This window comes from Thioclava atlantica, assembly GCF_000737065.1.
In the GTDB taxonomy this organism is placed as follows: Bacteria; Pseudomonadota; Alphaproteobacteria; order Rhodobacterales; family Rhodobacteraceae; genus Thioclava; species Thioclava atlantica.
Genome location: NZ_AQRC01000004.1, coordinates 42,035 through 64,887, shown reverse-complemented (window position 1 = coordinate 64,887; position 22,853 = coordinate 42,035). Strand labels below are relative to the sequence as shown.

The following is a 22,853-nucleotide window of genomic DNA, read 5'->3' as shown; positions in this document are numbered from 1 at the left end:
TTTTCGAGGCCGGGTCGAGAGACTACCTTCTCGCCCATCATGGCCGACCTTTTCGACACCGCATCTCCGAAATCCCCCGCCGCCGAGGCTCCGCGCCCGCTGGCGGACCGGATTCGACCGAAATCCCTTTCCGAGGTGATCGGGCAGGAGCAGATCCTCGGCCCCGATGCCCCGCTCGGGACGATGCTCGCGGCCGGCAGCCTGGGCTCGCTGATCCTCTGGGGGCCGCCCGGGGTCGGCAAGACCACGATCGCACGCCTGCTGGCCGACGCCTCCGACCGGGCGTTCGTGCAGATCTCCGCGATCTTCACCGGGGTCGCCGATCTCAAGAAGGTGTTCGAGGCGGCCAAGCTGCGCCATGCGCAAGGGCGGGGCACGCTCCTCTTCGTCGACGAGATCCACCGCTTCAACAAGGCGCAACAGGATAGCTTCCTGCCGCATATGGAGGACGGGACGATCCTTCTCGTGGGCGCGACCACGGAAAACCCGAGCTTCGAGCTGAACGCCGCCGTGCTGAGCCGGGCGCAGGTTCTGGTGCTCGAACGTCTCGATCTCGCCGATCTCGAGCGTCTCGCGCAGCGCGCCGAGAAGGTCCTGGGCAAGGCGCTGCCGCTGACCGGTCAGGCGCGCGAGGCGCTGCTTGAGATGGCCGACGGGGACGGGCGGGCACTCCTGAACCTGATCGAACAGGTCGCGGCGTGGAAGGCTGACAAGCCGCTCGATACGAACGCGCTCTCGACCCGGCTGATGAAGCGGGCCGCGAAATACGACAAGTCGGGCGACGAGCATTACAACCTGATCTCGGCGCTGCACAAATCGGTGCGCGGCTCAGATCCCGATGCCGCGCTCTACTGGTTCGCTCGCATGCTGGAAGGGGGCGAAGACCCGCGCTTTCTCGCGCGCCGCATCACCCGCATGGCGGTCGAGGATATCGGGCTGGCCGATCCGCAGGCGCAGGTGCTCTGCATCGACGCCTGGAATACCTATGAGCGGCTCGGATCGCCCGAGGGCGAGTTGGCGCTCGCGCAGGCGGTGCTCTATCTCGCGCTCGCGCCGAAATCGAATGCAGGCTACGTCGCCTACAAGGCGGCCCGCGCCGCGGCGAAGAAGACCGGCTCGGAGCCTCCGCCCAAGCATATCCTCAACGCACCCACGAAACTGATGGAAGAGCAGGGATACGGTTCAGGCTACCAGTACGACCACGATGCCGAGGACGCCTTCTCGGGGCAGAACTATTTCCCCGACACGATGAAGCGCCCCGTCCTCTACCAGCCCGTCGAACGCGGCTTCGAGCGCGAGCTGAAAAAGCGTCTCGACTGGTTCACCAAGCAGCGCACCCGCCGCCAAACTTGACATTTCGTGCGCCCGCAGGTCCAAGGGCGCCAAAGGAGACAGCGATGCTTTCAACGGTCTTGCAGGTCGCGCTTGGCGGTGCGATCGGCGCTTCGGGACGCTATCTGGTCGGCGTGGGCCTGATGCGGAGCTTCGGCCCGCAGCCGATGCCGCTTGGCGTGATCACCGTGAACATCCTCGGATCCTTCCTGATGGGGATGCTGGTCACATTTCTCGGTGACAAGCAGCTCACCCACTGGAACGCCTTCCTGGCGACCGGCGTTCTGGGCGGCTTCACCACCTATTCCTCTTTCTCGCTGGAGACCTGGACCCTGATCGAGCGCGGGCAGACGTCGCTTGCGGCATTCTATGTCGCGCTGACGCTGGTCGCGGCGTTCCTCGGTCTCATCGCCGGCGTGCACCTGATGCGGACACTTCTATGAGCAAGGTACAGCATATCACCGTCACCGAGGACGATGGCGAGCAGCGTCTCGACCGGTTCCTCAAGAAGCGGTTCCCGCAACTCGCTCAGGGCATGATCGAGAAGATGTGCCGCAAGGGCGAATTGCGCGTCGAGGGCGGCCGCGTGAAGGCCAATACGCGCGTCGAGCCGGGCCAGGAGATCCGTGTCCCTCCGCTTCCCGACGCGACGCCGAAGCCGAAAGCCGAGGATGGCATCTCCGAGGCCGATGCGAAATTCATCCAGAGCTGCGTGATCTGGAAGGACGAGCATATCATTGCGCTCAACAAGCCGCCCGGGCTGCCCTCGCAAGGGGGATCCGGGCAGGGCAATCGTCATGTGGACGGGCTCTCCGAGGCGCTGAAATTCGGCTACAAGGACAAGCCGAAGCTTGTCCACCGTCTCGACAAGGACACGTCGGGAGTGCTGCTGCTCGCGCGCACCGACCGTGTTGCGCGGCGCCTGTCGGAGGCCTTCCGCGCCAAGACCACCCGCAAGATCTACTGGGCCGCGGTCGCCGGCGCGCCTGAGCCGAAGACCGGGACCATCCGCTTCGGCCTGGTGAAGGCGCCCGGGCACGGCCGGGGCGGCGAAGGCGAGAAGATGCATTGCGTCCACCCGTCGAAGATCGACCAGACCGAAGGCGCGAAGCGCGCGACGACCGACTATTTCACCCTGCATATCCTGGGCCAGCGGGTCAGCTGGGTCGCGCTCGTGCCGATCACCGGCCGCACGCACCAGCTGCGCGCGCATATCGCCGAGATCGGCAACCCGATCATCGGCGACGGAAAATACGGCGGAAGCAGCCAGGAGAATCTCGGTGATGGTTGGGGCGCGCAGCTGGGCGGCGAGATCTCCCGCAAGCTGCACCTCCATGCCCGCCAGATCAGCTTCGATCACCCGATCACCGGCAAGCGCATCACGCTCACAGCCCCGCTGCCCGAACATATGAAGCGGACCTGGGAGCTGCTGGACTGGCATGAGAACGATGTGCCTGCGGACCCGTTCGAGGATCTGAAATGAAGCTCGCGATCTTCGACGTCGATGGCACGATCTCGGACAGCCAGAACCACATCACGCACGCGATGACGCTCGGCTTCGAGGCGGCGGGTCAGCCCGCCCCGGCCGCGGCCGACGTGCTGCAGATCGTCGGTCTGTCGCTGCCGATCGCGGTGGCGCGGCTTGCGCCCGATCTCGACGCGCAGACCCAGTCGCAGATCGTGGAGGGCTACAAGCAAAGCTATATGAGCTCGCGCGCGGCCTCGCCGGCGCCGCTCTATCCCGGCGCCGAGGCGCTGCTGCGCAAGCTGGCGGCCCGCGATGACATGCTTTTGGCTGTGGCGACCGGAAAATCTCGCCGCGGCCTGAACGCCCTGATCGCCCATCACGGGCTCGAGGGGATCTTCGTCAGCCAGCAGGTGGCCGACGACCACCCCTCCAAGCCGCACCCCTCGATGATCGGGGCGGCGCTCAGCGAGGCGGGCGTCCCTGCGACGGAGGCGGTGATGATCGGCGATACAAGCTTCGACATCGAGATGGGGCGCAGCGCGGGGATCGCGACGATCGGTGTGCGATGGGGCTATCACGCTCCCGACGTGCTGGAAGCCGCCGGGGCGCATCGCATGGTGGACGATTTCGAAGCGCTGGAGGCGGCGCTGTTCGACCTGTGGGAGATGAGCGCATGAGTGAATGGGCCGCGAAACGCTTCTGGAAAGAGGCTTCCGTGACCGAGCTTCCCGAGGGTTTCGGCGTGGCGTTGGACGGGCGTCCGGTAAAGACCCCCGCGAAGGCGCCCCTCGTCGTGCCGACGCGCGCGCTGGCCGAGGCCATCGCCGCCGAATGGGATGCTCAGGAGGGCAGCATCAAGCCCCAGACGATGCCCACGACCCGCTCGGCCAATGCCGCGATCGACAAGGTCGCCGTGCAGAAGGACGAGGTGGTCACGATGATCGCCGAATTCGGCGGAACCGATCTTCTGTGCTACCGCGCGGAGGGCCCGGAGGAGCTGGTCGAACGGCAGGCCGCGCTCTGGGATCCGCTTCTCGAATGGGCGGCCCAGGAACTCGAGGCCCCGCTCGAAGTCACCGTGGGCGTGCTGCCCGTGGCGCAACCCGAAGCGAGCCTGTCGCGGCTCCACGCCCATGTGGCGGCCCTCGATCCCTTCGCGCTCGCCGCGCTTCACGACCTTGTCAGCATCAGCGGATCGCTCGTCCTGGGGCTCGCCGTCGCGCGCGGGAAAGTCCCGGTCGAGGATGCGTGGGTGATCTCGCGGCTCGACGAGGACTGGCAGATCGCGCAGTGGGGCGAAGACGAAGAGGCCGCGGAAATCGCTTCTCTCAAACGAGAGGCCCTGTGTGACGCGGCGCGAATCTGGGCGCTTGCCCGGAGGTGAGCCCGCGGGATTTCGAACTCTGCTCAAGTGGATGACGAGAGCGGTTGCACGTGATGAATAAATGTGCAGATGCTCTTGTCGCAGCTGGAAAGTGGCCTTGACCTTCTTTGATCAATTGGACCACACTTTCGTTACTCTGTGTCATGGGACACGATCGACCGGGTCCGCTTCGGACCGCAAGAACCACCCCCCGAGGGTGGCGAAACAGGAAGAGGTAAAAATGAAGAAATCCGTCTTTTTCGGCGCGCTGACCGCGGCGGCGCTGGCTGCCGGAGTGGCAGGCGCTGCGACGCTTGACGACGTCAAGTCGCGCGGGGAACTGATCTGCGGCGTCAACACCGGTCTTGTCGGCTTCGCGGCACCGGATGCGAACGGCAACTGGTCCGGCTTCGACGTCGCTGTCTGCCAAGCGGTCGCAGCTGCGGTTCTGGGCGATCCGTCCAAGGTCAAATACGTGCCGACCACCGGCCAGACGCGCTTCACCGCGCTCGGCTCGGGCGAGGTCGATCTGCTGGCGCGCAACACCACCTGGACCTATTCGCGCGACACCGACCTGAAGCTCCAGTTCACCGCGACCAACTACTATGACGGTCAGGGCTTCATGGTCCGCAAGGATTCGGGCGTGACCTCCGCGAAAGAACTCGACGGCGCCTCGATCTGCATCCAGACCGGCACCACGACCGAGCTCAACCTGGCCGACTACTTCAAGGCCAACAACATGAGCTACCAGCCGATCACGGTGGACTCGAACGCCGAAGGCGAACAGCAGTTCCTGGCCGGTGCCTGCGACGCCTACACCACCGACGCGTCGGGCCTCGCCGCGACCCGTGCGGCTTTCGCGAACCCGCAGGATTACGTGATCCTGCCGGAAATCATCTCGAAAGAGCCGCTGGCTCCGGCCGTGCGTCAGGGTGACGACCAGTGGACCGACATCGTGCGCTGGACCATCTTCGGTCTGATCGCCGCTGAAGAATACGGCGTGACCTCGGCCAATATCGATGAACTCGCCAAGGGCACCGAGAATCCGGAAGTGAACCGCATGCTCGGCACCGAAGGCGATCTCGGCGCGATGCTGGGTCTCGACAAGCAGTGGCTGGTGCGCGCCATCAAGGCGAACGGCAACTACGGCGAGATCTTCGCGGCGACCATCGGCGAGCAGACCCCGATCGGTCTGGCCCGCGGTCTCAACGCGCAGTGGACCCAGGGCGGCCTGCTCTACGCTCCTCCCTTCCGCTAAGAAACACATGTCAGGGGCGCGGCTCGATCCGCGCCCCTGACATTTTTTCAGAAGACCGTGGGCAGGGGCGGAAAGCTCCGGCAGGCCGACCTAAAATGGCCAGATAATGATAAGCACACGGCGACAGGGGAAATAAGAAATGACTACTGCGCATGACGCGCCGGAGCACTCGGGGTTCCGGCTCAGCCAGCTCATCTACGACACGCGATACAGGTCACTGACCATCCAGGTGGTCGTGTTCTTCCTCGTGATGGCGTTCGTCGGCTGGCTGGTGGACAACACGATCCAAAACCTCAACGCGCTCGGCAAGGATTTCAACTTCGGCTTCCTGTGGCAGCGCGCCGGCTATGACATCGGCAATGCGCTGATACCCTACAACAATGACATGACCCATGGCCGTGCCATGCTGGTCGGTCTGGTGAACACGCTCTGGATCTCGTTCCTCGGCTGTGTGGCTGCGACGATCCTCGGGGTCGTCGTGGGCGTGCTGCGCCTGTCGAAGAACTGGCTCGTGGCGCGCATGATGACGATCTATGTCGAGGTGTTCCGCAACATCCCGCTCCTGCTGTGGATCCTCGTGGCGATCGCGCTCCTTACCGAAGTCGCGCCCTCGCCGAACGCCTACAAGATCAACCCGGAGACCGGCGAGGCGAAACTCTCGATGGTGTTCGAATCGATCGCCTTCACCAACCGCTACACCGCGATTCCCTCGATCCATTTCGACCGCAGCCTCGGGGTGATCGACACCGCCTTCATGCCGATCTCGCTGAACGTCCTCGCGATCGCCGTGGTCCTGGGTCTTTGTTTCTGGATCAACAAGCGCCTGCTCGCTCATGCGGGGCGGGTGCAGGAAGCGACCGGCAAGCGCCCCACGACATGGTGGAAGAGCGCGCTGATCCTCGTGGTGCCGACCCTGGCGCTGCTCATCGCCCTGGGCTTCAATCCGGACGAGCCGGTCCTCAAGGGCTTCAACTTCACCGGCGGCACGAACGTGTCGAATTCCTTCGTGGCGCTCTGGGCGGGGCTCAGCCTCTATACGGCGGCCTTCATCGCCGAGATCGTGCGTGCGGGCATCCTCGCCATCTCCAAGGGCCAGACCGAGGCGGCCTATGCGCTCGGCCTGCGTCCGAACCGCACGATGAACCTCGTCATCCTGCCGCAGGCGCTGCGGGTCATCATCCCGCCGCTGATCTCGCAATATCTGAACCTGACGAAGAACTCCTCGCTCGCCATCGCGGTCGGCTATCTCGAACTGCGCGGGACGTTGGGGGGCATCACGCTGAACCAGACGGGGCGCGAACTCGAGGCGATCACGCTGATGATGCTGCTCTACCTCGCGATCTCGCTGACGATCTCGGGCGTGATGAACGTCTACAACAATCGCGTGAAGCTGAAGGAGCGGTGAGATGAGCGATACACACGCCGAATCCGTCGCCTATGTGCGCGACACGATGCTCAAACCGCAGCCGGCTCCGGCCGGCGAGAGCGGTGCGATCCGCTGGCTGCGCGAGAACCTGTTCTCGGGCTGGCTCAACACGCTGCTGACCGTGCTCGGAGTGCTCACGATCTATTTCTTCGTGTCGCATTTCGCCAGCTGGTTCCTGCATGGGGTCTGGAAGGCGGATTCGCTCGCCGAATGCCGCAAGATCATCACCGCGGAATACGGCCAGGGCGCGACCGGCGCATGCTGGGCCGTGATCCGTGACCGCTGGCACCAGTTCATCTTCGGCTTCTACCAGCGCGAGCTCTACTGGCGGCCGGTCCTGACCTTCCTGCTGCTCTTCGTGGCGGTGGGGCCCGTCCTGTTCCAATGGGTGCCGAAGAAGCTGATCTGGTTCACCCCGATCTACCCCTTCCTCGCGGTCTGGCTGCTCTGGGGCGGCTCGGTCTGGGGGCCGATCCTCGTGGCGGTCGGTTTCGTTCTGGCCTGGATCGTGTTCAGCCTGGTCGGGCGCTATGGCTCCATCGCGGGTTTTTCGGCGGGGGCCATTGTCGCCATCCTCTTCTGGATGTTCGGCGTTTCCCCCTTGGCCGGGATACTGCACGCCGCGATCCCGCTCGGGATCGAGCCTGTCGAATCCGCCAAGTTCGGGGGGTTCCTGCTGGCGATCACCCTGGGGGCGGGCGGCATCGTGATGTCGCTTCCGCTGGGGGTGGTCCTCGCGCTCGGGCGGCAGTCGGACATGTTCCTGATCAAGACCTTCTCGGTGGTGTTCATCGAGTTCATCCGGGGCGTTCCGCTGATCACTCTGCTGTTCGTGGCCTCGCTCCTGCTGAACTACTTCCTGCCGCCGGGTACGAATTTCGACATCATCCTGCGGGTGATGATCCTCGTGACCATGTTCTCCGCGGCCTATATCGCCGAGGTGGTCCGGGGTGGTCTCGCGGCGCTTCCGCGCGGCCAGTACGAGGCAGCTGACGCGCTCGGGCTCGATTACTGGAAGGCACAGCGGCTGATCATCCTGCCGCAGGCGCTCAAGATCTCGATCCCGGGGATCGTGTCGACCTTCATCGGCATGTTCAAGGACACGACCCTCGTGGCGTTCGTGGGGCTCTTCGATCCGCTCAAGGGCATTCCGGACTTCATCCGCGCCGATTTCGCGTGGAAGGGCATCTACTGGGAGCCCTTCGTCTTCGTCGGCGCCATCTTCTTCATCCTGAACTTCGCGATGTCGCGTTACTCGATGCATCTCGAGAACCGGCTTCAGCGCGACCATCGCTAAGGGAGAACACCATGACTGAACCGCATTTCGAGCGCGAGATCGACCGCAGCCACATGGCCGTCAGCGACGAGGTGGCGATCCAGATCGAGAACATGAACAAGTGGTACGGCCAGTTCCACGTGCTGCGTGACATCGACCTGACCGTGCAACGCGGCGAGCGCATCGTCATCGCCGGCCCCTCGGGGTCGGGCAAGTCGACCCTGATCCGCTGCATCAACCGTCTGGAAGAACATCAGGCGGGCAAGATCGTGGTGGACGGGATCGAGTTGACCAACGATCTGAAGAACATCGACAAGGTCCGCCGCGAGGTCGGGATGGTGTTCCAGCACTTCAACCTGTTCCCGCATCTGACCATTCTCGAGAACCTGACACTGGCCCCGATCTGGGTGCGCAAGACGCCGAAGAAGGAAGCCATCGAGACGGCGATGCATTTCCTCGAGAAGGTGAAGATCCCGGAACAGGCGGACAAGTATCCCGGCCAGCTCTCGGGCGGTCAGCAGCAGCGTGTGGCGATCGCGCGCTCGCTGTGCATGAAGCCGCGGATCATGCTCTTCGACGAACCGACCTCGGCGCTCGACCCGGAGATGATCAAGGAGGTGCTCGACACGATGATCGAGCTCGCCGAAGAGGGCATGACCATGCTTTGCGTGACCCACGAGATGGGCTTCGCGCAGGCGGTGGCGAACCGGGTGATCTTCATGGCCGACGGTCAGATCGTCGAGCAGAACAACCCGCATGACTTCTTCAACAACCCGCAATCGGAGCGCACCAAGCAGTTCCTGAGCCAGATCCTCGGGCATTGAGGGCAGACCGGCGAGGGGCTTTCCCGCCGAGGGAAGCCGCATCTCCCGCCGGCTTCGGACGATAGGAAGGCGAGGGCCGGTCTCAGGACCGGCCCTTCTGCTATCCGCGCCGCGTGGGCGTGAAGAAATCGAGGGTCGATCCCTGTCCCGGCTCCACCTCGGTCCAGTCTTCGGTCTGGAAATCGACGATCAGGGTGGCGCAGGTCGGAAAGCGGCGGAAATCCGGGTCGTGGATGGTGCGGGCGGGCAGCATCCGGGCGAATTCGGAGATGCCGGGATTGTGGCCGAGCATCATCACCGTGGGCGCCGTCGCGGATCTGAGCACGTCGAGCATCACGTCGGGGCTCGCATGGTAGAGCCGGTCGACAAAGCGAATCTCGGGACGGGTCTCGATGACCGCACCCTCGATGCGTTCCCAGGTCTCGCGCGTGCGCCGCGCGCTCGAGCAGAGCACCTCCTCGGGTTCGAGCCCGCGCGAGGCGAGGAAATCCCCCAATTCGGTTGCGGCGAGACGCCCGCGCGTGTTGAGCGGGCGGTCGCGGTCTTCCATGGCCGGGTCTTCCCAGCTCGATTTCGCATGGCGGGTCAGGATCAGGCGTCGATGTCCGAGCGGGGTCATGGGTGAAACTGCCTCATATGCCATGCTGATTGTTGAGGCAGCCTGCCATAGCTCTTGCCGACCGGGCAAGCGCGGCGTGCACGACACCCGTTTTCGCGGCAGTCCCGCCCCTCGGCGCGATCGAGATGGGCATGGCAGGCCGGCACGTCGTAGCCCTCGGGACCGAGCGCAGCGACCGGGCAGGCATCGGCGCAGGGAGCGTCGCAGCCCAGGCAGGGGGATTGCAGGGCTTCGGGCAGCGGCAGGCGGCCGGGCAGGGCGAGCGCGCCGCGCAGCGACGCCCAGAGCCCCATCCGGGCATGGACGAGCATGTGGACCGGCGACGCGAAGCTCTGGCCCGAGCTCAGCGCCCAGCGAATGAAGGGCGGCCAGGGCGGGCCGTCGAAGGGAAAGAGGGCCCGTGCCCCGAAGGCCGGGGCGATCCCGCCGATCACCCGTGACGACCAGCGGTCGAGCGGGTGGGGCGCCGTATCGGCGAATTCCGGCGCCGCGGTGACATGGGGCCAGAAGCCGGGCTCGTCGGGGGAGATCAGCGCGATCGTCTCCTCGCCCTCATGCGCCAGCCCCGAGACGAAGAGCCGGTGCGGCGCGAGAGCCTCCCCGAGTGCCGCGATCACCGGGCTTTCGGCAACCGGGGTTTCGCTCACCGGCGGCGCGGCTTCACGCGCGGTTCGGTGGTGCGGATCATCGACCCCGCGCCATGTTCGGTGAAAAGCTCGAGCAGGCAGGCATTGGCAACCCGGCCGTCGACGATGACGACCGCGCGCACCCCGTCTTCCACCGCCTTCAGCGCGGTTTCGACCTTGGGGATCATGCCGCCCGAGATCGTGCCGTCGGCGATCAGCGCGGTGACGTCGTCGGGGGTAAGCTCGGTGATCACCTCGCCGGCCTTGTTCTTCACCCCGGCCACGTCGGTCAGCAGCAGAAGGCGGTCGGCCTGCAAAGCGCCCGCCACCGCGCCCGCGGCGGTGTCGCCGTTGACGTTGAAGGTCTCGTTCTCGTTCATGCCGGTGGCGACCGGGGCGATCACCGGGATGATCCCGGCGTTGTAGAGGTCGCGGATGACCTGCACGTTCATCTCGACGGGGCGTCCGACGAAGCCCAGTTCGGGATCGTCCGCCTCGCAGACCATCAGGTCGTCATCCTTGCCCGAGATCCCGACCGCGCGCCCGCCCTGATCGTTGATCGCCTGCACGATGCGCTTGTTGACGAGACCCGAGAGGATCATCTCGACCACTTCGACGGTGGCCTTGTCGGTCACCCGCTTGCCGCGCACCCAATCGCTCTCGATCCCAAGTTTCTTGAGCATCTCGTTGATCATCGGTCCGCCGCCATGCACCACGACCGGATTCATGCCGACCTGGCGCATCAGCACGATGTCGCGGGCGAAATCGGCCATCGCCTCGTCATCGCCCATCGCGTTGCCGCCGAATTTCACCACCACGACGGCGCCGGTATAGCGCTGCAGGTAGGGAAGGGCTTCGGATAGGGTGCGGGCGGTTGCGATCCAGTCTCGATCCATGGTCTGCTTTCTCATCAGCTGTTCCTCGGAGGCAGCGGCGGTCCCATCTTGCTAGACCCAATCGGCGGGCTTGGAAAGGGCAGGCCGTTGCGCTCGGGGCAAAAGCGGCTAGGGTCACGCGGGCGCAAACGGGGAGACGAATGATGGATGATCGCAAGGTAATGCTGCTGACGGGGGCGAGCCGCGGGATCGGTCATGCCACGGTGAAACGCTTCGCCGCCGAGGGCTGGCGGGTGATCACCTGCTCGCGCCACGCGTTCCCCGAGAGATGCCCCTGGGGAGGCGGTCGCGAGGATCATATCCAGGTCGATCTCGCGGACCCGAACCAGACGATCCGGGCGATCGAAGAGATTCGCTCGCGTATCGACGGGCGGCTGCATGCTCTGGTGAACAATGCCGGGATATCCCCCAAGGGCCCCAATGGCGAGCGGCTCAACACGCTCGACACCGATCTGCGCGCCTGGGGTCAGGTATTCCACATCAATTTCTTCGCCTCGATCGTGCTCGCGCGCGGGTTGGTGGAGGAGCTCTCGGCCGCGCAGGGTGCGGTGGTGAACGTGACTTCGATCGCGGGCTCGCGGGTCCATCCCTTCGCGGGGGCCGCCTATTCGACCTCGAAAGCCGCGCTCAAGGCGCTGACCCGCGAGATGGCGCATGATTTCGGGCCCCTGGGCGTGCGGGTGAACGCGATCGCGCCGGGCGAGATCGAGACGTCGATCCTGAGCCCGGGCACCGAGAAGATCGTCGAGGCCCTGCCTCTGCGCCGCTTGGGGCAGCCCTCGGAAGTGGCCGACGTGATCTGGTTCCTGTGTTCGGATGCCTCGAGCTACGTCACCGGCACCGAGATCGAGGTGAATGCCGGCCAGCACGTCTGAGGCGGTTCAGCCCTTCTTGCCGATCCGCGGCTCGGTCCCCATCGCGAGCCGCGCGATGTTGGAGCGGTGGCGCCAGAAGATCAGCACGGCTAGGCCCGCGGCGAGCATCATGAGGTCGCGCCGCTCGAAGGCGAAGGCGAGCGGAACCGTGGTCGCGGCCGAGACCAGCGCCGAGAGCGAGGAGATGCGCGTCACAACCGCGGTCAGCAGCCACACGCCGCAGGCGGCGAGGCCGACCGGCCAGGACAGCGCGATCATCGTGCCAAGGAAAGTCGCCACGCCCTTGCCGCCCTGGAAACGCAGCCAGACGGGATAGATATGGCCGATGAAGGCGGCGGCGCCCGCGACCTGTGCGGCGGTCTCGCCGAGAAAATAGCGCGCGATCAGAACCGCGATGGCGCCCTTGCCGCTGTCGAGCAGGAGCGTGGCGAGCGCGGCGGGCTTGTTTCCGGTGCGCAGCACGTTCGTCGCCCCGATATTGCCCGAGCCGATCTTGCGCAGATCGCCCAGCCCCAGAGCGCGCGTGATCACCACGCCAAAGGGGACCGAACCGAGCAGGTAGCCCAGTGCAGCCACCAGCCCGAGCCATACGGACCCGTTCTCAAATCCCGGCATTGCCTGCCCTCGCCTCGCTTATAAGTCGTTATTGTTTCTATAAACCTGCACCCCTGAGACGAATGTGGCAAGCGTTTTGCCCTCCATCCGCGAGGTGTCAAATGGTGTGTTCTTGGATTTCGAGCGCAGTTTGAACCGGTCGAGCACGAAGGGCGCGTCCGGGTCGAAGAGCACCAGATCGGCGGGTGCGCCTTCGGCGAGCCGACCCTGCGGCAAACCCAGACGCTTCGCCGGGTTGAGCGCCAGCCCGCGGAAAAGCTGCGGCAGCGAGAGCTGACCGGAGTGGTAGAGCCGCATCGCCGCCGGCAGGATCGTCTCGAGGCCCACCGCGCCCGAGGCGGCCTCTTCGAAGGGTAGGCGCTTGCTTTCCTCGTCGGCCGGAGTGTGCATCGAACAGATCACGTCGATCAGCCCCTCGGCTACCGCCTCGATCACCGCGAGACGGTCTTCCTCGTCGCGCAGCGGAGGCGTCAGCTTGAAGAAGGTGCGATAATCGCCCACGTCGAGCGCGTTGAGCGTCAGGTGATGGATCGACACGCCCGCGGTGACGTCCAGCCCCGCCTCCTTGGCGCGCTTGAGCGCGGGCAGGGCCTTTGCGGTGGTGATCTGGTCGGCGTGATAGGCAAGCCCGGTCATCTCGACCAGCGCGAGGTCGCGCTCCAGCCCCATGCGTTCGGCCATCGGCGAGACGCCGGGCAGGCCGCGCAGGCTCGCGAACTTGCCCGAGGTGACGGCCGCGCCTTTCGACAGGCCCGGTTCCTGCGGATGGCCGATCACCAGCACGCCGAGGCTCGCAGCATAGGTGAAGGCGCGCTGGAGCACCTTGGTCTGGTCCGAGACCCGCGCGACATCGGTGAAGGCGACCGCGCCCGCATCCTTGAGAAAGCCGATCTCGGTCATCTCCTGGCCGTCGCGACCCTTGGTCAGCGCGGCCATGTGCAGGATGCGCACCGGCGCATCCGCGGCGCGGCGGCGCACGAATTCCAGCGTCTCGGGCGTGTCGATGGCGGATGCGGTGTCGGGGCGCGCCACGATCGTGGTCACCCCGCCTGCCGCCGCCGCGAGCGCCGCCGAACGGAAGCTTTCCATATGCCGCTCGCCCGGCTCGCCGATCTTCACCCCGAGATCCACGATCCCCGGTGCCAGACATTTGCCGCCGCAGTCGATCACCTCGGCATCCGCGGGGGCGGACATGTCGCCGATCGCGGCGATCCGGCCGTTGTCGATCACCACGTTGCCGGTGGTTTCGCTCAGCGCTTCGGGGTCGATGAGGCGGGCGTTTTGAAGGAAGATCGTCATCGGCTGGGCCTCGTTCAACTCATCATCATGCGCCGCGCGTTGCGGGCGCTTTCGATCCGCTCGACCACCGGTGCGCTGTCGGCGAGGTGCCGGATCAGGTGTTTCGCGCCCGAGCGGGTCACGATCTGCACATCGCCCATCAGCCGCCGCACCGTCTCGATTTCCAGAAGCATCACCTGCCGGCCCTGCGGTCCGATCAGGCGTCTGTCGGTGAGCTGCCAGCGACGCGCGAAGGCCTCGGATTTGAAATACCAGCCGCGTGCCGCCATCCCGAGCGCGATCGCGAGCAGCGCAACCGGGATCTGGTGCGGCTTGCCAAGCGCGATCAACACCGCGCCGGCGAGCGCCATGCCGATCCCGGCGAGCCAGAGGTGATCGCTCCAGTAGCGGCGCGTATCGGGTGCGAAGACCGCAAGCACCGTCTCGTCCTCGTCGAGCGGCAATTCGCTCTCGGGGCCGGGGCGGTAATTGAGGACCTCGTCGCGCTCAAGCTCAGACATAGGTGCCCTCGTTGAGCGCGCGTCCGCGATCGGCGCGCAGGTTGCGCGCCAGCAGGTCCATCACCGCCATGCGCACCGCGACGCCCATCTCCACCTGTTCCTGAATGACCGAGCGGTTGATGTCGTCGGCAATGGTGCCGTCGATCTCGACGCCACGGTTCATCGGTCCCGGATGCATCACGATGGCGTCGTCCTTGGCATAGGCCAGCTTCTCGGCATCCAGCCCGTAGCGGTGGAAATATTCGCGCTCGGACGGAATGAAGCCGCCATCCATGCGCTCTTTCTGAAGCCGCAGCATCATCACCACATCGGCGTCGCGCAGCCCTTCGCGCATGTCGTCATAGACCTCGCAGCCGAATTCGGCCACGCCCGACGGCATCAGGGTGGGGGGCGCGATCAGGCGCACGCGGTTTTCCATCTTGCCCAGCAGGATCAGGTTCGACCGCGCGACCCGGCTGTGCGCCACGTCGCCGCAGATCGCGACGGTGAGGCGCTGGATCCGGCCCTTCTCGCGCCGGATCGTGAGCGCGTCGAGCAGCGCCTGCGTGGGATGTTCGTGCTTGCCGTCGCCGGCATTGATCACCGCGCATTCGACCTTCTGCGCGAGCAGGTCCACCGCGCCGGACGATCCGTGGCGCACGACCAGCAGGTCGGGATGCATCGCGTTGAGCGTCAGCGCGGTGTCGATCAGCGTCTCGCCCTTCTTCACGCTCGAGGTCTGCATCGCCATGTTCATCACGTCCGCCCCGAGCCGCTTGCCCGCCAGTTCGAAGGAGGCCTGGGTGCGCGTCGAGTTCTCGAAGAACATGTTGATCTGCGTCATCCCCTCCAGCGCATCCGTCTTCTTGACCGTGCGACGGTTGAGATCGACATATTCTTCGGCAAGGTCGAGAACTGTGCGGATATCCTCGGGGCTCAGATGCTCGATCCCCAGCAGGTGCCTTGGGCGAAATGCCATTGCGCGATGCTCCGGTTGGACTGGTCCCGCTTATGGCAAACGGGGGGGCGGGCGTCCAGCCGCTTTACCGTCGCATGTCGGCAGATTAGGGTGACGCGATGGAGACTCAAGCGCCCCCGGAATTCGACTATCACGCCGCTCTGGCCGCTCTCGAATGGCAGCTCGAGATGGGTGTGGACACGCCGATCGCCGACGAGCCGGTCGATCGCTACGAGCTTCCGGGCAAGCAGGCCGCGCCGCAACCGCCCGCGACGGACGCCGCGGCCCCCGATCCGGCGCTTCCGCCGGTGGCGCAGGTCGCAAGGATCGAGGGACCCGATCCGGTCGTCGTCGCGCGCGAGGCGGCAGGCCGGGCCGACAGTCTCGAAGCGTTGCGGGCGGCGATCGAAGCCTATGATCTGTGCGAGCTGAAGAAAGGCGCGCGCAACACCGTATTCGCCGATGGTAAGCCCTCGGCGCGGGTGATGGTGATCGGCGAGGCGCCGGGGCGCGAAGAGGACCAGAAGGGGCGCCCCTTCGTGGGGCGTGCGGGGCATCTGCTCGACCGGATGTTCGCAGCGATCGGCCTTTCGCGTGAGACGCCGGATGCCGAGGCCGGTCTCTATATCACCAATGTCCTGCCTTGGCGCCCGCCCGGAAATCGCGAGCCCGAGGCCGCCGAGATCGCGCAGATGCTGCCCTTCCTCGCCCGTCACGTCGATCTCGCCGATCCCGACCTGATCGTGCTGATGGGCAACGCGGCCTGCGCTGCCGCCCTCGGCAAGCGCGGCATCCTGCGGCTTCGCGGCACCTGGGCCGAGGCTTTCGGGCGTCCGGCGCTGCCGATGACGCACCCCGCCTATCTGCTGCGCAACCCTGCGGCCAAGCGCGAGGCCTGGGCCGACCTTCTGCAGATCCGGGCACGGCTCCTGGCGCAGGGGTGAGGGGCGCGAAAATCCGTCGCGCGGCCGTGAAAAAAGTGACGGAAGTTCCGGGCTTGCACGTATAACAAACCGTTCCCCTCCGCTGCAGGGGCGCGATAAGATGAGATCGCGTCTTCGCGCGGTGGCGTGAGCGCTGATCCGAGACCGGAATACTGGAGATCACATGCGGTTTCTCACCCGCTCCCTGATGGGGCTGTTCTTGCTGGCGCTCACCCTCGGCCTGCTGGCGATGGGCGGGTTTTCGATCTTCAAGGCGATCGAGGCGCGCAAGAGCGCGAGCGGTCGGGCCCCTGCCGCGCGCGAGCGGGTCTTCGCGGCCAATGTGATTGCGCTCGACTACACCACGATCGAGCCGGTGCTGACCGCCTATGGTGAGGTGCGTTCCACCCGCGAGCTGGAACTGCGCGCGGCTTCCGCGGGCACGATCGCGACGCTCGCGCCCGATTTCGAGGACGGGGCGGACGTCGCGAAAGGCGAATTGCTGGTGAAGCTCGATCCGGCCGAGGCGCAGGCCGCGCGCGACACCGCCAAGGCCTCGGTGGCCGAAGCCGAAGCCGCGCTGGCCCAGGCCGAGCGGTCGCTCGCGATCGCCCGCGACGATGTGGCGGCGGCGCAGCGGCAGGCGGATCTGCGCAAGTCGGCGCTCGAACGCCAGCAGAGTCTCTCGGATCGCGGCGTGGGCTCCGCCTCCGCGCTCGAGACGGCGGAATTGGCCGCCTCCGCGGCCGAGCAGGCGGTGCTCAACCGCCGTGCGGCGCTCTCCTCTGCGCAGGCCCAGCTCGATACCGCGCGCACCGGGCTGACCCGCGCGCGCATCACGCTTTCGGAGGCGGAGCGCAAGCTGGCCGATACCGAGATCCGGGCCGAATTCGCCGGGCGCCTCGCCGAGGTGAATGCGGTCGCGGGGGGGCTCGTGTCGAATAACGAGATGCTCGGGAAGCTGATCGACCCGTCCGCGCTCGAAGTCGCGTTCCGGGTCTCCACCGCGCAATTCGCGCGTCTGACGACGAGGCAGGGCACGCTGCGCGATCTTCCCGTCACCGCGGACCTCAACAGCTCCGGCGCGCGCCTGCGCGCGGAGGGGCATCTGACGCGGGTTTCTCCGGCGGTCGAGGCCGGGGTGGCCGGGCGCCAGCTCTTCGCGCAGGTCACACAAGGGGCCGCGCATCTGCGACCCGGCGATTTCGTGACCGTGCAACTGCGCGAGCCGGCGCTCGAGAATGTCGCGAAGATCCCGGCCGCGGCGGTCGATGCGAAGAACACGGTGCTCGTCCTCGGCCCGGAGGACCGGCTGGAGGAAGCGCCGGTCGAGATCCTGCACCGTCAGGGCGATGCGGTCATCATCCGCGCCGATCTCAAAGCGGGGACCGAAATCGTGGCCGAGCGCACGCCGCTTCTCGGGCGCGGGATCAAGCTGCGCCCGATGCGTCAGGGCCAGTCCGCCACCCCTGCGCCGAGCCGGACGGTCAAGCTCGATCCCGAACGCCGCGCCAAGCTGATCGCCTTCGTCGAGGGCAATGCGCGGATGCCCGAGACGGCGAAGAAGGACCTGATCGCTCAGCTCTCGCAGGACGAGGTGCCGGCCGAGACGGTCCAGCGGCTCGAATCGCGGATCGGAGGCTGAGATGGCGGGGCCGAAGGACCTCGGGTCGATCCCGCGCGGACGTGGCCTGATCGGGCTGTTCACGCGCCACGCGACGCTTGCCAATATCGTGCTTGTCATCATGCTCTGCGCGGGGATCGTGGCGGTGCCGCGGATGCGCGCGCAATTCTTTCCCGACTCGGTCGAGGAAACGGTTTCCGTCTCGGTGAAATGGCCGGGCGCGGGGGCGGAGGAAGTCGACCGCGCGATCATCCAGGTGCTTGAACCCTCGCTCATCGCCGTGGAGGGCGTCGAGCATTCCGAAAGTCGGGCCTCGGAAGGCTCTGCGCGGATCTCGCTCGATTTCGAACCGGGCTGGGACATGTCGCGCGCGGTCAACGATGTCGAGAACGCGCTCGCCACCGCAGGGGACCTCCCCGAAGGCGCCGAGGCGCCGGAGGTCCAGCGCGGCGTCTGGCGCGATACCGTGACCGATCTGGTGATCACCGGCCCGCTCTCGGTCGAACAACTCGGTCGGTTGGGCGACGAGGCGGTGACCCGGCTCTACCAGCAGGGCGTGACGCGCACCTCGCTTGCCGGGATCGCAGCGCCCGAGACCGTGGTCGAGGTGTCCACGGTCTCGATGATGGCGCATGACGTGACGCTGACCCAGATCATCGACGTGATCTCGGCCGCGGCCTCGACCGATCCGGCAGGCGATGTGGCCGGCGGCGCGACCCGCGTCACCACCGGGGAGGAGCGTCGCAGCGCCCCCGAAATCGCCTCGCTGGTGATCCGGACCGAGCCCGACGGCTCGCAACTCACCGTGGGCGATGTCGCGACGATCCGGGTCGAGGGCGGCAACCGGGACCGGGCCTATTTCGTGGGCGACAATCCGGCGGTGGTGATCAATGTCGCGCGCTCGGCCGCGGGCGACGCGATCGCGATCCAGAAGAAGGTCGAGAGCGTCATCGCGACGATGCAGCCGACGCTGCCCGCGGGGACCACGATGGATCTGGTGCGCACGCGCTCGGACCGGATCACGCAGCGGCTCGATCTGCTGTTGAACAACGGGGTGCTCGGGCTCGCCCTCGTGCTGGGGCTTCTGTTCCTCTTCCTCAATGCGCGCACCGCCTTCTGGGTCGCGATGGGCATCCCGACCTCGATGGCCGCCGCGCTGGCGGTGATGTATTTCTCGGGGATGACGCTCAACATGATCTCGATCTTCGCGCTCATCCTGACGCTGGGGATCGTGGTCGATGACGCCATCGTGGTGGGCGAACATGCCGATTTCCGCGCCCGCCATCTGGGCGAGCATCCGGTGATCGCCTCCGAGCGCGGTGCGCGCAGGATGGCCGCACCCGTCTTCGCCTCGACCCTGACCACGGTGATCGCCTTTGCCGGGCTCACGATGATCGGCGGGCGCATGGGGAGCATGATCCTCGACATTCCCTACACGGTGATCGCGGTGCTCGCGGCCTCGCTCGTCGAGTGCTTCCTGATCCTGCCCAACCACATGAGCCACGCGCTGCGCCACACCTCCGAGGGCAAGTGGTACGACTGGCCGTCGCGCAAGGTGAACGAGGGGCTCGCATGGTTCCGCCGCGTCGTGATGAAGCCGCTCACCCGCGCAGTGGTGGCGGCGCGTTATCCGGTCATCGCGGCCGCCATCGCGCTGCTGTTCTGGCAGGTCTCCTTCGTGCTCTCGGGCAAGGTCCAGTGGCGCTTCTTCAGCCCGCCCGAGCAATCCACCGTCAGCGGCTCCTTCGCGATGGTCGAGGGGGCGACTCGGGCCGATACGCTCGAGATGATGCGCGCGATGCAGGCGACCGTGACCAAGGTCGCGAAGGAGTTCGAGGACGAATACGGGGTGAACCCGGTCGAATACGCGATCGCGCAGATCGGCGGGGCGTCGGGCCGGGGGCTCGCCTCGGCCGATACGAAGGATGCCGATCTGCTCGGGTCGATCTCGGTCGAGGTGATCGACCCCGACTATCGCCCCTATTCGAGCTTCGAATTCGTCTCGCGCCTGCAAAAGGAAATGCCGCATCTGCCGCTCGTCGAGGAGATCAGCTTCCGCCGTTACAGCGCGGGCGGGGCGGGCGACGGGATCGACGTGCAATTCTCGGGGGCGGAGACGCGCGTGCTCAAGGAGGCGGCGGAGGACCTGAAGACCGCGCTCGCACAATTCCCCGAGGTCTCCGCGGTCGAGGACAACCTCGCCTATGACAAGCGCGAGATGATCCTCGACCTGACGCCGCAGGGCGAGGCGCTGGGCTTCGATATCGCGACGCTGGGGCGCGAGCTGCGCGCCCGGCTCAATGGCACGGAAGCCGCGAGTTTCCCCGACGGGGTGCGCACAGCAACGATTCAGGTGGAGCTTCCGAAAGACGAACTCGCCGCCGATTTCATCGACCGGATGCAGTTGCGCAGCCCCTCGGGCAAATGGGTGCCGCTGGCCGATATCGTCGCGGTGCGCAGCCAGACCGGGTTCTCGACGATCCGGCGCGAGGATGGCGTGCGGCAGGTCGCGGTCACCGGCGATATCTCCGAGGATGATCCGGCGCGCGCCAACCAGATCACGGCGCAGATCGAGAAGGAGATCCTGCCGCGGATCGCCGAGGAGCGCGGCGTGAGCTTCCAGCTCGCCGGTCAGGCCGAACAGGAGCGTGATTTCCTGTCGGACGCGCTGGTCGGCCTCGTCATGTGCCTCGTGGGCATCTTCATCGTCCTTGCCTGGATATTCGCGAGCTGGACCCGGCCGCTCGTGGTGATGTCGGTGATCCCCTTCGGCGCCGTCGGCGCGATCTGGGGGCATTATATCTGGGACATGCCGCTCTCGATGTTCTCGGTGGTGGGCGCGATCGGCATGGTCGGGATCATCATCAACGACGCGATCGTCCTGATCTCGACGGTCGACGAATATGCCGAGAAACGCGGCCTCGTTCCGGCGATCGTCGATGCGGTTTCGGATCGTCTGCGCCCGGTGCTGCTGACCACGCTGACCACGGTGCTCGGCCTCGCGCCGCTACTGTACGAACAATCGAGTTCGGCACTGTTCCTCAAGCCGACGGTCATCACCCTCGTCTACGGGCTCGGTTTCGGGATGGTGATCGTGCTGCTGGTGGTGCCTGCGGTGCTGGCGATCCAGCTCGATTTCGGGCGTCAGATCCGTGCGGTGCGCCACGGGGCGCGTGTCGTTCGGCTGCGCGGCGTCCTGGCCGGGGTGGCGCTGCTGCTGACGGGGGGCTTCGCGGTCACGCTCGGGCGCGCGATGGTCGAGGGCGGGGCGCTTCTGCCGGCCTTCGGGGCCTTCGCGCTGATCTCGGCGCTGATCGTGGGTCTTGCCGGGGTGCTCGCGCCACGCTTGTTGCGCGGACATGTCCGGCACATCGCGCCGCCAGATGCCTGAATTCAGCGGGTGCAGCCGTCGATCTGCACCGCGCCGCGATCGGAAAGCACGGTGATGCGTATGTCTTTCGGGTCGACATCGAAGGGCTCGGCCTCGGGGGGCACGAAATCCGCCGTGGCGACGAGCTGATCGCCCTCGCGGTGGCTCTGGGCCTCCGAGACCCAGACCGGCGTCGAGGCGAGTTCGAAAAGCGGCTGTTCCGGGCCGATCGCGGGCGGCAGCGTGATCCGTGCGGTCACGTTCATCCCGTCGCGGACGGGTTGCACGGTGCATTCGGTGGGCGCGACGATCCTTTTCGGCTCGGCGGCGAGCGCGGTTTCGATCCGCGGGTCGGGGGCGCCCTTGCCTGTCAGGTCTGCCTCGAAATGCAGGTTCGCGGGGATGCAGATCTTGTCGCAGATCCCGATCGTCGCCTCGATGCGCAGATCGACCGTCTTCGCCGTGTCCTCGGGGGTGATCTCGATCGGGAGGATCAGACCGCCATGATAGCCGACCGTCCGAATCCCGGCCGTGTCGAACACCTCGGGCGCGGGCCAGTGCAGTTTCGCCTTGCCGAGGTTCTCGGATCCGGCGAAGGCGATCTGTGGCGGAATGCCCGCATCGCCGGGCGCGCGCCAATAGGTCTTCCAGCCGGGCGCGAGCGCGATCAGGAGACCCGCCATGCGCGTGCCGTCGTCACGTTGCCATCCTTCGAGGATTTCCGCCCGCTCGAGGCCCGGCGGCAGCGGCTGATCGGTCAGCGCCGCAAGCTGCTGCGCGGAGGCCGCAAGCGGAAGGGTGCCGAGAAAAAGCCCGAGAACTGGTAACAGACGCGTCATTGCTTTTCATTATCCTGCGCGGGGGCGACGCCAAAGTCACAAACGCGACAGGTCGGTGCAACAAATCCGCGCAGGGCCGCCGTGTTCGGGATGCGGGCTTGAACCCTGCTCGGGGCAGCGCCACCTTGAAAGGAATGAACCGGATGTGTGGCAAGGGGGCGGATATGGATCTGACGGGCAAGTTTCTGATCGCGATGCCGGGGATGGGGGATCCGCGCTTCGAACATTCGGTGATCGCCGTTTGCGCCCATTCCCCCGAGGGCGCGATGGGGCTGATCGTGAACAAGCCCCTGCCGAAACCCGATTTCTCGGAGCTTCTCGAGAGCCTCGGGATCGAGCCGGAAGGCTCCGATAGCAGTACGCACCGCCCGATCCTCTTCGGCGGCCCGGTCGAGACCGGGCGCGGCTTCGTGCTGCATTCGCCGGACTGGCGCAGCGCGGAAGGGCAGATGGAGGTTTCCGAACGGCTCCGGATGACGGGTACGCGCGACATTCTGGAGGATATCGCGATGGGGCGTGGCCCCGACCGCGCGCTGATGGCGCTTGGCTATGCGGGCTGGGGGCCGGGCCAACTCGAGGAGGAGATCCTCGACAATGGCTGGCTCACCGCCGATGGCGACGCCGATCTGGCGCTCGATGACGATCACGCCACGAAATGGATGCGCGCGCTCGAGGGCATGGGGATCGACCCGCGCACGCTTTCGGCCGCGGCGGGGCGGGCCTGACCGCTCGCGCGCGCCTCACATCACTTCAGCACTCCGTGAAGCGTGACGCAGATCAAGC

General features: G+C 66.3%; 22 protein-coding genes. 14 read left to right on the top strand and 8 right to left on the bottom strand.

The genetic code is table 11. From position 1 onward, the window contains the following. Positions 1 to 39: 39 nt before the first annotated feature. The 9 genes from DW2_RS06325 (at position 40) to DW2_RS06285 (ending at position 8,947) form a co-directional block, all read left to right on the top strand. Complete coding sequence (locus tag DW2_RS06325; protein WP_038144680.1) at positions 40 to 1,353, top strand: replication-associated recombination protein A; 1,314 nt, start codon at positions 40 to 42, stop codon at positions 1,351 to 1,353. 44 nt (positions 1,354 to 1,397) lie between these two features. Further along, complete coding sequence (crcB, locus tag DW2_RS06320) at positions 1,398 to 1,775, top strand: fluoride efflux transporter CrcB (protein WP_038144678.1); 378 nt, start codon at positions 1,398 to 1,400, stop codon at positions 1,773 to 1,775. Then, positions 1,772 to 2,815 (top strand): RluA family pseudouridine synthase, encoded by a 1,044-nt coding sequence (locus DW2_RS06315; protein WP_038144677.1) that lies wholly within the window; start codon positions 1,772 to 1,774, stop codon positions 2,813 to 2,815. The genes crcB and DW2_RS06315 overlap by 4 nt, the downstream gene beginning before the upstream one ends. Further along, a complete protein-coding gene (locus DW2_RS06310; protein ID WP_038144675.1) occupies positions 2,812 to 3,477 on the top strand; it encodes an HAD-IA family hydrolase in 666 nt (221 codons plus the stop codon). Before DW2_RS06315 ends, DW2_RS06310 begins: the two co-directional genes overlap by 4 nt. Beyond that, positions 3,474 to 4,184, top strand: coding sequence for an ATP12 family chaperone protein (locus DW2_RS06305; protein ID WP_038144673.1), 711 nt, complete (start codon positions 3,474 to 3,476; stop codon positions 4,182 to 4,184). The genes DW2_RS06310 and DW2_RS06305 overlap by 4 nt, the downstream gene beginning before the upstream one ends. A gap of 220 nt (positions 4,185 to 4,404) precedes the next feature. After that, on the top strand, positions 4,405 to 5,421 hold the full coding sequence (locus DW2_RS06300) for an amino acid ABC transporter substrate-binding protein (protein WP_038144672.1): 1,017 nt from the start codon (positions 4,405 to 4,407) through the stop codon (positions 5,419 to 5,421). Positions 5,422 to 5,560: 139 nt separating this feature from the next. Further along, positions 5,561 to 6,826: an amino acid ABC transporter permease gene (locus tag DW2_RS06295; RefSeq protein WP_038144671.1), complete on the top strand. Its 1,266-nt coding sequence runs from the start codon at positions 5,561 to 5,563 to the stop codon at positions 6,824 to 6,826. Between the two features lies 1 nt (position 6,827). Continuing rightward, positions 6,828 to 8,144, top strand: a complete 1,317-nt coding sequence (locus DW2_RS06290) for an amino acid ABC transporter permease (protein WP_038144670.1) — start codon at positions 6,828 to 6,830, stop codon at positions 8,142 to 8,144. Positions 8,145 to 8,155: 11 nt separating this feature from the next. Then, entirely contained in the window at positions 8,156 to 8,947 is a 792-nt protein-coding gene (locus tag DW2_RS06285; RefSeq protein WP_038144667.1) for an amino acid ABC transporter ATP-binding protein, read from the top strand. A 100-nt stretch (positions 8,948 to 9,047) separates the two neighbouring features. Here the strand turns inward: DW2_RS06285 and DW2_RS06280 are convergent, their stop codons facing one another. From DW2_RS06280 to argB, 3 genes are read right to left on the bottom strand one after another with little or no spacing between them, the layout of a single operon-like run. Then, the gene (locus tag DW2_RS06280; protein WP_038144665.1) at positions 9,048 to 9,566 is read right to left on the bottom strand and encodes a SixA phosphatase family protein; all 519 of its coding nucleotides are present in this window, start codon (positions 9,564 to 9,566) and stop codon (positions 9,048 to 9,050) included. After that, entirely contained in the window at positions 9,563 to 10,213 is a 651-nt protein-coding gene (locus DW2_RS06275) for a hypothetical protein (RefSeq protein ID WP_051855534.1), read from the bottom strand. The genes DW2_RS06280 and DW2_RS06275 overlap by 4 nt, the downstream gene beginning before the upstream one ends. Continuing rightward, positions 10,210 to 11,088, bottom strand: coding sequence for an acetylglutamate kinase (argB, locus tag DW2_RS06270; protein WP_038144662.1), 879 nt, complete (start codon positions 11,086 to 11,088; stop codon positions 10,210 to 10,212). Before argB ends, DW2_RS06275 begins: the two co-directional genes overlap by 4 nt. A gap of 143 nt (positions 11,089 to 11,231) precedes the next feature. Here argB and DW2_RS06265 point away from each other — a divergent pair, with 143 nt between their 5' ends. After that, complete coding sequence (locus DW2_RS06265) at positions 11,232 to 11,963, top strand: SDR family NAD(P)-dependent oxidoreductase (RefSeq protein ID WP_038144659.1); 732 nt, start codon at positions 11,232 to 11,234, stop codon at positions 11,961 to 11,963. Between the two features lie 6 nt (positions 11,964 to 11,969). Here DW2_RS06265 and plsY read toward each other — a convergent pair whose 3' ends face one another. From plsY to DW2_RS06245, 4 genes are read right to left on the bottom strand one after another with little or no spacing between them, the layout of a single operon-like run. Continuing rightward, complete coding sequence (plsY, locus tag DW2_RS06260) at positions 11,970 to 12,578, bottom strand: glycerol-3-phosphate 1-O-acyltransferase PlsY (protein WP_038144658.1); 609 nt, start codon at positions 12,576 to 12,578, stop codon at positions 11,970 to 11,972. 18 nt (positions 12,579 to 12,596) lie between these two features. Then, complete coding sequence (gene pyrC / locus DW2_RS06255; protein ID WP_038144656.1) at positions 12,597 to 13,877, bottom strand: dihydroorotase; 1,281 nt, start codon at positions 13,875 to 13,877, stop codon at positions 12,597 to 12,599. Positions 13,878 to 13,891: 14 nt separating this feature from the next. Beyond that, on the bottom strand, positions 13,892 to 14,377 hold the full coding sequence (locus tag DW2_RS06250; protein ID WP_051855530.1) for a hypothetical protein: 486 nt from the start codon (positions 14,375 to 14,377) through the stop codon (positions 13,892 to 13,894). Next, positions 14,370 to 15,335, bottom strand: coding sequence for an aspartate carbamoyltransferase catalytic subunit (locus DW2_RS06245; RefSeq protein ID WP_038144655.1), 966 nt, complete (start codon positions 15,333 to 15,335; stop codon positions 14,370 to 14,372). Before DW2_RS06245 ends, DW2_RS06250 begins: the two co-directional genes overlap by 8 nt. 98 nt (positions 15,336 to 15,433) lie before the next feature. Here DW2_RS06245 and DW2_RS06240 point away from each other — a divergent pair, with 98 nt between their 5' ends. The 3 genes from DW2_RS06240 to DW2_RS06230 all read left to right on the top strand — a co-directional run bounded on the left by DW2_RS06240 (position 15,434) and on the right by DW2_RS06230 (position 21,252). Then, positions 15,434 to 16,258, top strand: coding sequence for a uracil-DNA glycosylase (locus DW2_RS06240; protein ID WP_038144652.1), 825 nt, complete (start codon positions 15,434 to 15,436; stop codon positions 16,256 to 16,258). A 163-nt stretch (positions 16,259 to 16,421) separates the two neighbouring features. Next, positions 16,422 to 17,882, top strand: a complete 1,461-nt coding sequence (locus DW2_RS06235) for an efflux RND transporter periplasmic adaptor subunit (protein WP_038144644.1) — start codon at positions 16,422 to 16,424, stop codon at positions 17,880 to 17,882. A 1-nt stretch (position 17,883) separates the two neighbouring features. Further along, the gene (locus DW2_RS06230) at positions 17,884 to 21,252 is read left to right on the top strand and encodes an efflux RND transporter permease subunit (RefSeq protein WP_038144643.1); all 3,369 of its coding nucleotides are present in this window, start codon (positions 17,884 to 17,886) and stop codon (positions 21,250 to 21,252) included. A 2-nt stretch (positions 21,253 to 21,254) separates the two neighbouring features. Here the strand turns inward: DW2_RS06230 and DW2_RS06225 are convergent, their stop codons facing one another. Then, on the bottom strand, positions 21,255 to 22,070 hold the full coding sequence (locus DW2_RS06225) for a protein-disulfide reductase DsbD domain-containing protein (RefSeq protein WP_038144642.1): 816 nt from the start codon (positions 22,068 to 22,070) through the stop codon (positions 21,255 to 21,257). Between the two features lie 164 nt (positions 22,071 to 22,234). Between DW2_RS06225 and DW2_RS06220 the strand changes: the two genes are divergently transcribed. Continuing rightward, on the top strand, positions 22,235 to 22,795 hold the full coding sequence (locus DW2_RS06220) for a YqgE/AlgH family protein (RefSeq protein ID WP_038145085.1): 561 nt from the start codon (positions 22,235 to 22,237) through the stop codon (positions 22,793 to 22,795). Positions 22,796 to 22,853: the final 58 nt, after the last annotated feature.